The 14,359-nt window shown below is 44.7% G+C and carries 11 protein-coding genes; 5 read left to right on the top strand and 6 right to left on the bottom strand.

Annotated features, from left to right (window positions below; all coding sequences use genetic code 11):
* Positions 1–85: 85 nt before the first annotated feature.
* The 3 genes from Q1A86_RS02745 to Q1A86_RS02735 form a co-directional block, all read right to left on the bottom strand.
* The gene (locus Q1A86_RS02745; protein ID WP_299802756.1) at positions 86–1,243 is read right to left on the bottom strand and encodes an iron-containing alcohol dehydrogenase; all 1,158 of its coding nucleotides are present in this window, start codon (positions 1,241–1,243) and stop codon (positions 86–88) included.
* Between the two features lie 173 nt (positions 1,244–1,416).
* Positions 1,417–2,007, bottom strand: a complete 591-nt coding sequence (locus Q1A86_RS02740; RefSeq protein ID WP_299803137.1) for a TetR/AcrR family transcriptional regulator — start codon at positions 2,005–2,007, stop codon at positions 1,417–1,419.
* A 133-nt stretch (positions 2,008–2,140) separates the two neighbouring features.
* On the bottom strand, positions 2,141–2,593 hold the full coding sequence (locus Q1A86_RS02735) for an Lrp/AsnC family transcriptional regulator (RefSeq protein WP_299802755.1): 453 nt from the start codon (positions 2,591–2,593) through the stop codon (positions 2,141–2,143).
* Between the two features lie 177 nt (positions 2,594–2,770).
* Here Q1A86_RS02735 and Q1A86_RS02730 point away from each other — a divergent pair, with 177 nt between their 5' ends.
* Positions 2,771–3,946, top strand: a complete 1,176-nt coding sequence (locus Q1A86_RS02730; RefSeq protein WP_299802754.1) for a monodechloroaminopyrrolnitrin synthase PrnB family protein — start codon at positions 2,771–2,773, stop codon at positions 3,944–3,946.
* A 2-nt stretch (positions 3,947–3,948) separates the two neighbouring features.
* On the top strand, positions 3,949–5,064 hold the full coding sequence (locus Q1A86_RS02725) for an aminotransferase class V-fold PLP-dependent enzyme (protein ID WP_299802753.1): 1,116 nt from the start codon (positions 3,949–3,951) through the stop codon (positions 5,062–5,064).
* A gap of 50 nt (positions 5,065–5,114) precedes the next feature.
* Here Q1A86_RS02725 and Q1A86_RS02720 read toward each other — a convergent pair whose 3' ends face one another.
* On the bottom strand, positions 5,115–5,420 hold the full coding sequence (locus Q1A86_RS02720; protein ID WP_299802752.1) for a hypothetical protein: 306 nt from the start codon (positions 5,418–5,420) through the stop codon (positions 5,115–5,117).
* A gap of 247 nt (positions 5,421–5,667) precedes the next feature.
* On the opposite strand from Q1A86_RS02720, the gene Q1A86_RS02715 reads away from it, so the two are divergent.
* Positions 5,668–6,678, top strand: coding sequence for an oxidoreductase (locus Q1A86_RS02715; protein ID WP_299802751.1), 1,011 nt, complete (start codon positions 5,668–5,670; stop codon positions 6,676–6,678).
* A gap of 63 nt (positions 6,679–6,741) precedes the next feature.
* Here the strand turns inward: Q1A86_RS02715 and Q1A86_RS02710 are convergent, their stop codons facing one another.
* On the bottom strand, positions 6,742–7,938 hold the full coding sequence (locus Q1A86_RS02710) for a dicarboxylate/amino acid:cation symporter (protein ID WP_299802750.1): 1,197 nt from the start codon (positions 7,936–7,938) through the stop codon (positions 6,742–6,744).
* A 187-nt stretch (positions 7,939–8,125) separates the two neighbouring features.
* On the bottom strand, positions 8,126–9,535 hold the full coding sequence (glnA, locus tag Q1A86_RS02705) for a glutamate--ammonia ligase (protein WP_299802749.1): 1,410 nt from the start codon (positions 9,533–9,535) through the stop codon (positions 8,126–8,128).
* A 683-nt stretch (positions 9,536–10,218) separates the two neighbouring features.
* Between glnA and typA the strand changes: the two genes are divergently transcribed.
* The gene (typA, locus tag Q1A86_RS02700; RefSeq protein ID WP_299803135.1) at positions 10,219–12,048 is read left to right on the top strand and encodes a translational GTPase TypA; all 1,830 of its coding nucleotides are present in this window, start codon (positions 10,219–10,221) and stop codon (positions 12,046–12,048) included.
* Between the two features lie 662 nt (positions 12,049–12,710).
* The gene (locus tag Q1A86_RS02695; protein WP_299802748.1) at positions 12,711–14,165 is read left to right on the top strand and encodes a disulfide bond formation protein B; all 1,455 of its coding nucleotides are present in this window, start codon (positions 12,711–12,713) and stop codon (positions 14,163–14,165) included.
* Positions 14,166–14,359 lie beyond the last annotated feature (194 nt).

Here is a 14,359-nt window from a genome sequence, read left to right as displayed (position 1 = left end):
GGTTTGCCAACTAACAGGCGGAATACGCCATACCTGTTAGTTAGCCGAGGTCTCTATTACGTTTGTATCTGTGTGATGATTAGGGTTATAGGTTACGCTCTAAAATTTTACGGCTCATAGCAAGATCGACATCTTGCTTTTCACCTAAGGCTGTCATGCCGTGAGCCTCAAGCTTGCTGATGATCGCATCAATACTGCTGCTATCTAAATCGTAGTCTGAAAGGCGAGTTTGAATACCCATAGCTTCGAAAAATTCGCGAGTCTTGCTGATCGCTGCATCGATGATTTCATCCTTGCTACCTTGGTTGATGCCCCAAACCCGATTGGCGTATTGCAGTAACTTCTCTTGTTTAGCCTCACGGCGAACATCGAGCATCCCTGGCAAAATCATTGCAATGGTACGGGCATGGTCAACACCGTAAAGTACAGTGATCTCATGACCAATCATATGTGTGGCCCAGTCGTGTGGTACCCCTTTACCGATTACGCCGCTCAGAGCCATGGTTGCCACCCACATAAGGTTGGCGCGTACATCAAAGTCTTTAGGTTCGCTTAATGCTTTTGGTCCTAATTCGATAAGGGTTTGCAGTAGGCCTTCGGCAAATCTGTCTTGAACTGGTGCGTTAACTGGGTAGTTAAGGTATTGCTCTGTAATATGGATAAAAGCATCGACCACCCCGTTAGCCACTTGGCGCTCAGGCAAGGTGAAGGTTTTGCTTGGGTCTAATACCGAGAATTTTGGAAATACATGGTTGCTCATGAAAGACAGCTTTGCTTGTAACGACTTACGCGTTACGACGCTGGCGCTGTTCATCTCTGAGCCTGTTGCAGGCAAGGTAAGAACCGTGCCAAATGGCATAGCTTGAGTGACTTTAGCTCCCCAGCTTAAGAGAATGTCCCATGGCTCGCCTTCAAATAGTGCCGCCGCTGCAACAAACTTGGTGCCGTCGATAACAGAGCCGCCACCGACTGCCAGTAGGAAGTCGATATCTTGCTGTTTTACCACTTCAACCGCTTGCATTAATGTTTCGTAGGTTGGGTTTGCTTCGATGCCACCAAACTCAACAACGTCACGCTGTTTAAGTGCGGCTTTGACTTCATCGAGTGTGCCAGTACTTTTGGCGCTATTGCCACCAAATAGCACTAAGACTTTAGCGTCTTGTGGTACTAGATTATCGAGTTCGGCAATCTTACCTTCACCGAAGCTAATGTGGGTTGGGTTGTAATAATCGAAACTGTACATAATTGTTCCTATTAAACGACTTAAGGAAATGGGTCTGTTGTTTATATTTAATAGACCAGTCGTCTAGTTAATAGTTAAAAAATCCCCGCCGTTAACAGACATAAGCATAGGCGGGATAGATAAATTTGATGGCTATTTCAATACTGTTGCTTTCAATCCAGCTCTTTCAATCACTAGGCTGGATGAGCCAATAGGGCTTTGGTCACCAGCAATACGCGCTCGATGACTTTGGGGTCACGGGTTAATTTACTTCTTAAGCTGGCACCTAACCACATCTGATATAAGGTTTCAGCGGTATCGTCGGCATCCATAACTGGAATCGAACCGTCTTTAATGCCAGCTTCAATACAGCTTGCGAGGCGAGCAATAACTGCCGATGAACCTTTGTCTAAGGCAAGGCGCATAGATTCTGATAGATCTGCGACTTCGGCACTGAGTTTAACCACTAGGCACTTTTGGTTCACACAGGCATCACTCTGCGTACTTTGCCAGCGTAACCAGTAGCTCATCAATCTCTCTAAACCTGAACCATTCTCTGCAGCAAACAGACTGTCGATACTGCCTAAGTAGGTTTTAAAGTAGCTATTAATGATCTCTTCACCAAACTGCTCCTTAGATTTGAAGTAGTGGTAAAAAGAGCCTTTAGGGACATCGGCAAATTTTAAGATCTGCGATAGACCGACGTTAGAAAAGCCTTTGCTCGAGATCAGGCTATAACCTGAGTCGATAATATGCTGACGTGTTTGTTGAGGATCTGTTTTCATGCTCGTTTTCATAGTAAACAGCCTAACACAATTAGACCGGTCGTCTAGTGATCTTGTGAATAAAAATAAACCATCTTTAAATAATCGAGGTTATGGCATGGCTACAGGTTAGATAAATAACGGCGAAACGCCGTTATAGCGGCAATGTATTGCGTGAAAAGTTTTGCTTGAGTACTACCGTTGACTCAATACCTGCGATGCAGTTCAGGCTGCCAAGGGATTTTTTGACGAAGCTTTCATAACTGAGCAGGTCACTGGCAACGATTTTTAATAGGTAATCATGGGCACCAGTAACGACGGAGCATTCCATGACCTGCTCAAGGTCTTCCATACTTTCTTCGAAAGCAATCGCGTGTTTATCTGAGTTTTCTTTCAATCTGACAAAGGCGTAGACCATGACATTGAGACCCACTTCTTTGGGATCAATTTGCGCGGCATAGCCGCTTATCACGCCCGTTTGCTCTAGTTTTCTGACGCGACGAAGGCAGGGGGTATCCGACATATTTAGCTTGGCAGCGAGCTCGCTAATCGCGATACGGCCCTGGCGTTGTAATATGGCGAGTATATTGCGGTCCTTATTATCCATCGGAACAGCCCTTTCATTTTAATGGTGAAAATCAGTATCAATTAACTATTTTATAGGGGATTTCGATCTTAAAGGGAAGTTATTAGAGTTAGTTTGCCGATTTACACCATGCAGATACTGCTAGGCTAAGTTAATACTGAACTGTCTCATCTTAACAATAAGAATAAGGAATGATAGATGACGCGTAATACTCAGGCATTTGACCACTGGATCCGCACTCGCTTTGTCGAGCTCAATAGCAAATTAGAATCCCTCTATGCCCAGCAAGCAGATCGTGCCAATGTTGAAGGTGTTGGCGAGCACTTAAAAACGCAACTGGAATCTGAAGGGCGTGAGCTTATTGCCAGTTTGCTCGTCGAAGGTAACACGGACGAAGGTTTTGACCATGCGTTTGACCTGCTAGGTAACGTCGGTCTTTATATGGCTGCCTGCCGTCGACACGAGATCACTGAGCCCTCAAGAGAGACTGTCTCGCCCCTTACTGAAGCCTCTACACTCGCCATGCACATTGGTGCCTCTATTGGCGTGACCCCAAGGTTTGCCACTGCGCACCTCACAACTCATAACCGTGCAAAGCAAGGCTTGTATAAACGCTTTACCGATTTGGATGCTGAAAAGTTGTTTGTCGACTACAACACCAAAGGGATTTTAGCTTATAAGCGCGCCGCGGATGCGTTATTAAAGATCCAGCCCTTAGGCATAGATCATCCTATTGCCTACGATCTACTGATCGTTGCCAAGCAGGCACTAAAGGATGTGATTGAGTCAAACCGAGTCTTGTTTCAACAGCTTGATGCCGATGATTTCTTTTACTGTGTGAGACCTTACTACAAGCCTTACCGTGTCGGTAGCCAAGTCTATCGGGGGGCGAATGCAGGGGATTTTGCCGGGATTAACGTTATCGATATGCTGCTTGGGCTTTGTGCGGCAAATGAGCCGGGCTACTCACAGATGTTGGTAGATAAGTTCCTTTATATGATGCCTGAAGATCAGGCCATATTACGTGACTGCATGCGCCGCACTAGCTTTATGGATGAGTTACTTAACTTGAGCCACTTCAGTGTTGAGCCTTGGTACCAGCAAAATGTGAAGCTATTTTTAGAGGTGTGTGCCCTACATGGTGAGACGGCTATTCAGCATCATAATGAGCTGGTGGCTAAATATATCGCTCAGCCCGCTAAGGCGATGGAGCAACAGCATATGTCCAAGGTGACAGCAAGTGGCCCGCCATTGGATGTATTGCTTAACTCGTTAGAGAAGTTGCGTGATAGACGAGCGGCGATTAAACGCTGTGATATCCGCACTCGCTTCGATGATATATCCGTCTTAAAGGCGAGCCTGGAGGTAAGCTAACTATGCTGTCTTTTAAAGATGATTTTTGTTTAGCGCCGGGAAGTTACCTGCTAAACCACTCAGTTGGTCGGCCATTAAAAGATGCTCAGCAGGCGTTTGCTCAGCAGTTTTTTGCGCCGTGGCAAGGTTCCTCAAGGGAGCCTTGGCAAGATTGGTTACAGATAATAGAGCGTTTTAATCAGGGCTTAGCTAAGTTATTTAACGGTCGCGTTGAGGAGTTTTGCCCTCAGGTTAATCTGTCGAGTGCATTGACTAAGTTGGTGATGTCGTTAGAGCGGCTTAATCAGCAACATACAGTCGTTCTGATGAGTGAAATCGATTTCCCGAGTATGGGGTTTTCGCTGAAAAAAGCCTTGCCTGAAGGCTGTGAACTGCGCTTTATCCCTAAATCTTTAGATATTACCGATGCTCAGGTGTGGCAGGCTCACATTACTGCCGATATCGATTTAGTCTTTGTCAGCCATGTGTATTCCAATACTGGCCAGCAAGCACCACTCGATGAAATCATTAGTACAGCCAAGTCGAAAAAGGTGTTAACTCTTATTGATGTGGCGCAGTCGGCTGGTATCGTCCCGTTAGACTTACAGGCTCTGCAACCAGATTTTTTAATCGGCTCAAGTGTTAAATGGTTATGTGGTGGCCCTGGTTCGGCTTATTTGTGGGTCAATTCGATGCATATTGACCATTGCCAACCCAAAGATGTGGGTTGGTTTAGCCATGAGAATCCATTCGAATTTGATATCCATGATTTTCGCTATCATCCTACAGCGCTTAAGTTTTGGGGCGGTACACCATCGATAGCGCCCTATGCAATAGCGGCTCACAGCATCGCCTATTTTGCCAATATCGGCTCGAGCAAGCTTCGTGAACATAACCAATGGTTAATCGATATTGTGGCCGAGCAATTGGGAGAGGCGTTTGTTTCACCTCTGCAAGAGTCAAGACGCAGTGGGACTATGATTTTGGATTTTGGTGCTAAGCAGCAAAAGGTATTGGCGGCATTGCAGCTGGCTAACGTTAGTGTGGATCTGCGTAGTGAGGGGATTCGGGTTTCACCGCATATCTATAATGATATAACTGATATTGAAAACTTAATCTCAGTGATTAAGGGGGAATAAAAGTTACCGCTACAGGCTGGTATTACTAGCCTGTAGCGAAATCAAAGCGCTTAAGGCTGAACGGCTCTTAAGTGAACTTTTCGGTAATTATACTTCTGGTTGATGCGGTTAAGCTCACCAATTGAAAGCTTGCTAAGTAATGTCGCACCTTGCTTGTCGGTAACAAATTTCTGGGCAGTAAGATTCACAAAATCAACAATGTATACGCTGTTATCTTGAAGATTTTTTGCAGTTAGCTCAGCTTCTTGCTTTGAGCAGTCATTACAAGCTGCAATTGGACTCATTGCCGCAACACTAGCGGTTGAGAATAATAATCCAGCGCCTAACAGTACTGCATGAGTAATTGTCTTTCTCATAGTAGGTTCCTTTTTTATGAAATAGTGATCTTGGTCACAGTTCTAATTTAGGCGATAATTTAGGCAGAGTCCAGAATTATTTGTTATTAAGTTGTTGTTTAATATTGCTTTGTTTAGGTGGGGCTAATTTAGTTTTAAGCCGTGCAGCATGTTTTTTGTTGCTGAAATAGTTGGTTTTTTCGACTTGCCTATCGATAGTGATTGGTCAATAGTGGTTATTAGGGATGTGCTTTAGAAAAGGAAATAAATGAAGATATTCATGCTGTTAATTAGCTTGTTGAGTTTTGGTGCTTCGGCGATTGAATGGCATATTCAAAGCCTAGCCCCCGATGCATCATTTCGAGGCAGCGCAGTGTTGCAGGGTGTTGCTTGGGTGACTGGAACCGATAATCGTGTCTATATTTCCAAAGATCACGGAACAACTTGGCAAGATGTATCAGTTAAAGATCAGCCTTTGACTGACTTTCGTGATATTGAAGTTTTTGATGCCAATACTGCGATAGTGATGGGGGCTGGAGAAGGTGGCTTATCAAAACTGTATATCACAGAGAACCAAGGCTTAAGTTGGCAATTGCTATTTGATAATCCCGATGAGCTTGGCTTTTTCAATTCGATTGCCTTTTGGGACCGTAATAACGGTTTGCTATTGGGTGATCCGGTTGGCGGAAGCTACGTGATATTGCGTACTACTGATGGTGGTCAGACTTGGCAACGCATCGCCCAAGCTGAGTTGCCTGAAATGCTCGACAAAGAGGTGGCTTTTGCGGCTAGCGGTAATACTTTAATTGTTGATAAGCGCAGTAGAGCTTGGTTTACCTCTGGCGGCTTTAGTAGCTCAGTTTACAGTAGCGCAGATTCAGGTGAGCACTGGCGTAGACGGCCTGTGGCACTTTATGACGATACCCAAACTGCTGGTGGTTATGGCTTAGCTTTTAATACCTTAGGCGATTTATTTGTACTTGGTGGCGATTACCAACAGCGGGATAAACATGATGCCAATATGGTGTATCTAAAGGGCTATGTATGGCATAAACCGCCGGGAACCACCCCAGGACTGCGCACCGCAATGGCGTGTTACCAGGAAACCTGTATCGCTACCGGTAAGCTATCGACAGATATTTCCCATGATCATGGCTATAGCTGGCAGCCACTGCTGATCAATGGTCAGGCTCAGGGCTTTTTTACGCTCGCGATTGACGGTAACACCTTAGTGGCTGGTGGGTATGATGGTCGAGTCGCCGTATATACTTTTGAATAGTCGAGTCTATTACAGCAACCCAAACTAAAGTTTGGGCTTTTTTAGTTTAGTTTGCTTTGCTTGTTAGTAATGTTTACCACTGATCCGCTGGATAATCTGAGTGGCGTTGAGGTCGTGGATCACGTTGATTACGGTAGCTGGTGCATCGGTGACTGCACCGATAATCACTAAGATAGGGATCACCTCTATCGGTAAGCCTAAGGTGGTAACGATAAATATTTCGCCAAGGAAAGCCCCACCTGGTACGCCACCAATCACAAAGGCTGATAGCACAGAAATCAGTACGGTTAGCGCAAAGACATCAGCGGTAAAATCTAGCCCAAGAATCGAATAGATAAACACAATCTTAAGCGCGGTGGTCATGGCTGCGCCGCCCTTGTTGAGGTTAACCAATAAGGGCAGGCAGATGTCTGCAATCTCTTCTCTAATCCCCATCTTATTGGCAGCGCGAATATTTACCGGTAGTGATGCCAGAGATGAGCTGGTGCCTAAAGCGGTTGCCGAAGGCTCGACGGCGTTGCGCCAAAACTGTCTAACCCCCTTCACTCCGCCACCTAGCCAGGCATATAGGGTGCTGCCTAAGGTGTAGTAAATGGCTGCCGCGATAAAAAATAAGCCGATGGCACGAGCAAATGTATTTAACAACTGTGTGTCTTGGCTAGCCATGGTCGAAGCAAAGTAAGCACCGAGACCAATGGGAGCGACGATCATTAAAATCGAGACGATTTTCATAACCACTGTATTGAGGCTATCGAGCATGGCTGAGACTTTTTCACCGTCGTTACCTGACTGGCCTATGGCTATTCCAGCAATGACCGACATAATTATCAGCGCCAGAATATTAGATTTCGATAACAGACCGACAAAGTCATTGGTGGTCAGTAAGCTCACAAAATCCATTTCTCCAGAGCCCGCGCTCACTTGCTGCTGCAGATCTAATGTCACGCCTTGAGCCGGGTCGTAAATTGATGCTAAGCCAATAATGCCGAGTGTGGGGATAATCGCCATGACTATTGAGACTGCAAAAATGGTGATAAGTATTGCACCTAGGCGTTTTAAATCTGTCATACGGGCAATGGATGAGGTTACGCTGATAGCCACTAATGGCACGATAATCATAAACAACAGGTTTAAGAATATCTGGCCTAATGGTTTTAGTTTTAGCGCAAAATCTGGGGCTGAAATGCCGATTATTCCGCCTAGCATAAGGGCTGAAAGTAAGATGATTGAAGAGCGATAGGGTTTAAGTCTTTGCAGCATATCCTCACTCCATTTAGTGACTAATTTTGCTTAGTTATTTGGTGAGTAGATAGTCGCTACACAGTCTTTAAACTATAGGCCAATAGGAGCAGAGCGGGCGAACAAGCCAATAAAAAAGCCCCAAACATTACTGTTTAGGGCTTAGAGGCTAACCACTTGCTAGCGGTTAGTGAGTCAGCTCAAAGGATTACAAGCTATAGTAAAGCTCGAACTCTACTGGGTGAGTAGTTTGGTTGATACGCTCAACGTCTGCAGACTTAAGGGCGATATAAGAATCGATAAAGTCGTTAGTGAACACGTCGCCACGAGTTAGGAACTCACGGTCAATATCTAGGCACTCAAGCGCGTTTTCTAGTGAAGTGGCAACCGTTGGGATTTCAGCAGCTTCTTCAGCAGGAAGATCGTATAGATCTTTGTCCATTGCTTCACCTGGGTGGATCTTGTTCTGGATACCGTCAAGACCAGCCATTAGCATTGCAGAGAAGGCTAAGTATGGGTTAGCAACTGGGTCACCGAAGCGAATTTCGATACGACGACCTTTTGCACTTGGTACCACTGGGATACGGATAGAAGCGCTGCGGTTAGCTGCAGAGTAAGCAAGCATCACTGGCGCTTCAAAGTGTGGAACAAGACGCTTGTAAGAGTTCGTTGATGGGTTAGCAAATGCGTTGATTGCACGAGCATGCTTAATCACACCACCGATGTAGAATAATGCTGTTTCGCTCAATCCGCCGTACTTGTCACCAGCAAATAGGTTAACGCCATCTTTAGCTAGAGACTGGTGCACGTGCATACCGCTACCGTTGTCACCAACGATTGGCTTAGGCATAAATGTCGCAGTCTTGTTGTAAGCGTGAGCAACGTTGTGTACTACATACTTAAGTACCTGAACTTCGTCGGCCTTAAGTGTTAGTGTGTTGAAACGTGTTGCGATTTCGTTTTGACCTGCAGTCGCCACTTCGTGGTGATGCGCTTCAACAACTTGGCCCATCTCTTCTAGTACTAAACACATAGCACTACGGATGTCTTGTGAAGAGTCAACTGGTGCTACTGGGAAGTAACCCCCTTTAACGCCTGGACGGTGACCCTTGTTGCCATCTTCGTAGCTAGTGCCTGAGTTCCAAGCCGCTTCTTCAGCGTCAACCTTGTAGAAACAACCAGACATGTCAGAGTTGAACTTAACATCGTCAAATAGGAAGAATTCTGGCTCTGGACCAACCAATACTGTGTCAGCAATACCTGTTGAACGTAGGTAGTCTTCTGCTTTCTTAGCGATAGAGCGTGGGTCACGGTTGTAACCCGTCATTGTGCCTGGGTTTAGAATGTCACAACGGATGTTTGCAGTCGTTTCAGCAGTGAAAGGGTCAAGTACGAAGCTTGCAGGATCTGGCATCAATACCATGTCTGATTCGTTAATACCTTTCCAGCCTTGGATTGAAGAACCGTCAAACATTTTACCGTCTTCGAAGAAATCAGCATCAACTTGGTGAGTTGGGATTGTAACGTGCTGCTCTTTACCAATGGTGTCGGTAAAACGTAAATCAACAAACTTAACTTCTAAATCTTGTAGTTGTTGTAAAACTGATTCTGCTGACATTCTAAAGTCTCCGAGTAGGGGAAAGGGGCGTCCCTTTGTTTTATCTTTTATGTTTAGCGCTTAATGCGATTCTGCTTTTGATAAAGCGAGACTCGTGCCAATGTTTTAACTTGTTGAAAATTATGAGTTAGTGCTTTTATTTTCTGGCTTGCGGTCTCATTGTTGCACCATTTTGGTGCGCACTGTGGATCCATATGGTGCACGCGTCATATCAGTGCAATAGCACTCAATCTTATCAAGTGCATTTTTGTCTTGCGCTTTTATTGGCACACAGAATAACTAAGGCATGGCCAATTTTATAGGGTGTAAGTCAAGGAAATAACATCGGATTTTCGATAAGTGTTATTGAGATTAAAGACAGTCATTTTTATTGCGGAGATAACAGGAGTGGAGGTGCCGTAAATGGAGGTGAAAATGTCTAATAACATGCCAGGTTGAGGGATATCGATAGCTACATTTGCTTTAATCATCTTCCAACTGTCATACAGATAAAACATAAAAAGTGTATAAAAAGCGGACGTTAAAGCGAAAAAAAGCAATGCGAAAGAGTTATTTTTAACGATTGGTTAAAAATAATCCTGTGAGATAACGCCGAGCTAGAGTAGAATGTCACGCTTTTTATTGCAACTACTATACTAGATTGGTTTTAGTCGTTGTCAGTAACCCCCCTATATTTTATACCGATGGTAAGAGGTTTAGCCGTGTTAGAGAATTTACGTAACATCGCCATTATTGCACACGTTGACCATGGTAAGACTACCTTGGTTGATAAGATGCTGGCGCAGTCAGGAACCCTTGAGTCTCGAGGAGAAGCCACTGAGCGGGTGATGGATTCAAATGATCTTGAAAAGGAACGTGGTATCACGATTCTGGCCAAGAACACTGCCATCAAGTGGAACGATTACCGTATCAACATCGTTGATACCCCAGGTCACGCCGATTTCGGTGGTGAGGTAGAGCGTGTTCTATCTATGGTTGACTCAGTATTGCTACTAGTTGACGCTGTAGATGGTCCAATGCCACAGACTCGCTTCGTGACTAAGAAAGCTTTCGCTCAAGGCCTAAAGCCAATCGTTGTTATTAACAAGATTGACCGTCCAGGCGCACGTCCAGATTGGGTTATTGACCAAGTATTTGACTTGTTCGACAACCTAGGCGCTACCGATGAGCAACTAGATTTTCCAATCGTTTATGCTTCTGCACTAAACGGTTTTGCAACATTAGATCCAGACGAAGTTAGCGCTGACATGACGCCGCTATTCGAAACGATCGTTGAAAAAGTTTCTTCACCAGATGCTGATGCTGAAGGTGATTTCCAGATGCAAATTTCTCAAATCGACTACAACTCATACGTGGGTGTTATCGGTATTGGTCGCATCAAGCGCGGTAGCGTTAAGACTAACCAACAAGTAACTGTTCTTGGCGCCGACGGCAAGAAACGTAACGGTAAGATTGGTCAGGTATTAGGTTACATGGGTCTAGAGCGTCACGAAGTTGCAGAAGCTAACGCTGGTGACATCGTTGCGATCACTGGTCTTGGCCAGCTACAGATTTCTGACACGATTTGTGCGCCTACTACAGTAGAAGCATTACCTGCGTTGTCTGTTGATGAACCAACACTAACAATGACTTTCCAGGTGAACACTTCTCCGTTCGCTGGTAAAGAAGGTAAGTTTGTTACTTCACGTAATATCCTTGAGCGTCTACAGCAAGAGCTAGTACACAACGTAGCACTTCGCGTTGAAGAAACTGACAGCCCAGATCGTTTCCGCGTATCAGGCCGTGGTGAACTTCACCTTTCAATCTTGATTGAAAACATGCGTCGTGAAGGTTACGAGCTAGCCGTTTCTCGTCCAGAAGTTATCATCAAAGAGATCGATGGCGAGATGTGTGAGCCGTTCGAAACACTAACTGTTGACGTTCAAGAAGAACATCAAGGTGCAGTGATCGAGAAGCTTGGTACTCGTAAGGGTGACATGAAGGACATGCAGTTAGACGGTAAGGGTCGTGTACGTATCGACTTCGTTATCCCTAGCCGTGGTCTAATCGGTTTCCAAACTGAATTCATGACAGCGACTTCTGGTACTGGTCTTATTTACCATTCATTCGACCACTACGGTCCTCTGAAAGGCGGCGACATTGGTCAACGTGCACGTGGTGTATTGATCTCTAACGCAACTGGTAAAGCACTAACATTCGCACTATTCGGTCTTCAAGAGCGTGGTCGTCTATTCATTGGTCACGCTGCAGAAGTATACGAAGGTCAAGTAGTTGGTCTTCACGCACGTGCTAACGACCTAACAGTTAACTGTTTGAAAGGTAAGCAGCTAACTAACATGCGTGCATCTGGTACTGACGAAGCACAGGTACTAACTCCGCATATCGAAATGACACTAGAGCAAGCGCTTGAGTTCATCGATGATGACGAATTAGTAGAAGTAACGCCACTGAACATCCGTGTTCGTAAGCGTTTCTTGACTGAAAACGAGCGTAAGCGTCATAACCGTAAGTAATGACCGCTTTTAGCTTCAACCTTTAATTAGGTTAAGTAGTAAAAAGCCCCCAACATGCAGATGTTGGGGGCTTTTTTGTTGTTTGCAGTTATGCGCTTTGAGTGGCATTGCTCACCCTATTTCCAGATTATTGTTTTAAATCCCATTAATTCATGCTTTTAGCCTAGAGTCACAACTTGCTTTAGAGTGTGAATTCCTACTCGCCTACCTGTTAGCCACAAGCGCTATCGCTCACTGATTTAGCGATAAATGAATCTGCTTTGCAAAAATAAGAATGCGCTAATACTCATTTGGAGGTATGACGGTTGTGGCACATTTTTTTAATTTGATTTGCCGTAATTTAGTCCGTGCTTTAGTAGCAAGTAAACCTAAACGTCAATGCTACTAATTCGGGCTGTTTTTGCCGCAGACATATTTGAGTCAATATTTGGCTTATTGCTAAGCGCATTTTTGAATTGAGTTCTAGTGAACTCTATTGGAGAAAGTTGTGGAATTTCTACTTTTTTGCCTGATTTTTATTGCTTGTTTCTTGGTTGCTTTTAAACCTCACAAACAAAAAATGGCGCATATTTTTTTAGCTCTGAGCATTTTAATGAGCATGGGTATTTGGTTAATCGCCACTTGGGGCATGTTAGTACCTGCCGGTAACTTGTGAGAACACGATGATGAATGAATTAACAGTAAACAGAATTGTATCGTTAGCGGCTTTAGCGCTGATCGCTTTGCCTGTGGGTATTGCTTGTATCATCTTAGGTTTTGCTATGGGTGACACGCCATGTATTCTTTGCTGGCAAGAGCGCACCGCTATGGTGCTGGTATCGCTGATTGCGATTTTCATCATGCGTTACGGCTTAAAGCCTAAGTATATTGGCGCACTGATTATTACCGCGGTATACGGCTTATGGGCGGGTTACCGTCATAGCTCGGCGCATATCCTTCGCGATATTGGTCAAGGCTTTGGCCCAGCTATTTTTGGCGTTCACACTTATGTGTGGGTGATTGTAGTGTTTGCGATTATCTTATTGTTTGCAGGTGTATTAATGCTGCTACAAGGCGATAAGCTCGTAGAGAAGAGCGATAGCAGTGAATGGAGCCTACTGAACAAGATCACGGTCAACGTGTTCCTAGTGATTATTGGCTTCAACATAGTACAAGCCTTTACGCAAACAGGCCCATTCCCATATATCGGTCAAAGCGATCCAGTGCGCATGACCTTTGATTCAGAGAAAACCATTTGGTCTACGGCTAACTGGCCAACGCTTTCTAAGCTGTCAGCGCGTGGTGCTTACTCAATCGAGAAGCCTGATTTTGCAACCATGACTCAAAATGATGCCACTAGAGTTGCGACAAGCGACGAGCTTCAATTGCTTAAAAGCGTTGAGCTGCCAAGTGACATCTTTGGCCTAGCAACGGGCATGAGCTACAACCCACAAAGCAAGTTGTACGCTGTCGTAACAAGTAATAATTGGGTTTATTTCTTAGATGACACACTGACGACTGTTTTGGCTAAAGTGCAGATTGATGCGGCTTTCTCTGCAGAAATATCTAACCTTGCCGGTGTGACTTTCGACGGTGAAACGTCAGTATTGGTGACTGCCGATCACAAGAGCTTTGTACGAGTCGAGTACGACCCAAGTGTGAAGTTTGATGATACTTATGGTCGCTTTATCGAAGGCACTGATGGCGTGCGTGAACTGAAACGTAGCCGCTTTGCGACAGTACGAGCTAAGTACAACTACGTTGCTAACGTTGGTTGGGACGCGAACACCCAAGAGTACTTAATGGTGACTCTGCCTGATACTAAGCGTAATAACTTTGTGGTTTCGCGTTTAAGTGGCAAAGACTACGAGCTTAACAGTGAAGCGATTATTAGCATCGACGCTGAGCAATACCCAAATGTAACCGGTATTAGCGTGGCAGATGATAAAGCTTATTTACTTAGCCATTCAGGGCTGCAAATCTTGACCATGGATTTGGCCACGAATACCGTTGTTGCATCAAGCGATGTCGCGGGTCTGAATAACCCACAAGCAATGACATTGGTAAATGGTGAGTTTGCTGTTTTGGATGCGACTGAAGCTAACAACCGCGTTAACTTCTACCAAGTTCAGCACTAATCATTTAAAGCAATGTAATAAATTGCTTTGATAATACTAAGCCCTTAATTGATCGTTAAGGGCTTTTTTAATGCTTTAAGCTAGCTCATATGGTGTGTAAGGAGGCCCTATCAACTGGTGATTGGCCATCGAGAATACAAATCCTATGCAATAGCTCACAAGCTGATTAAGTTTGAGAATACTAATTTAGCCTA

Source organism: uncultured Shewanella sp., assembly GCF_947497935.1.
GTDB lineage: Bacteria > Pseudomonadota > Gammaproteobacteria > Enterobacterales > Shewanellaceae > Shewanella.
This window is presented reverse-complemented; position numbering and strand designations above follow the sequence as displayed.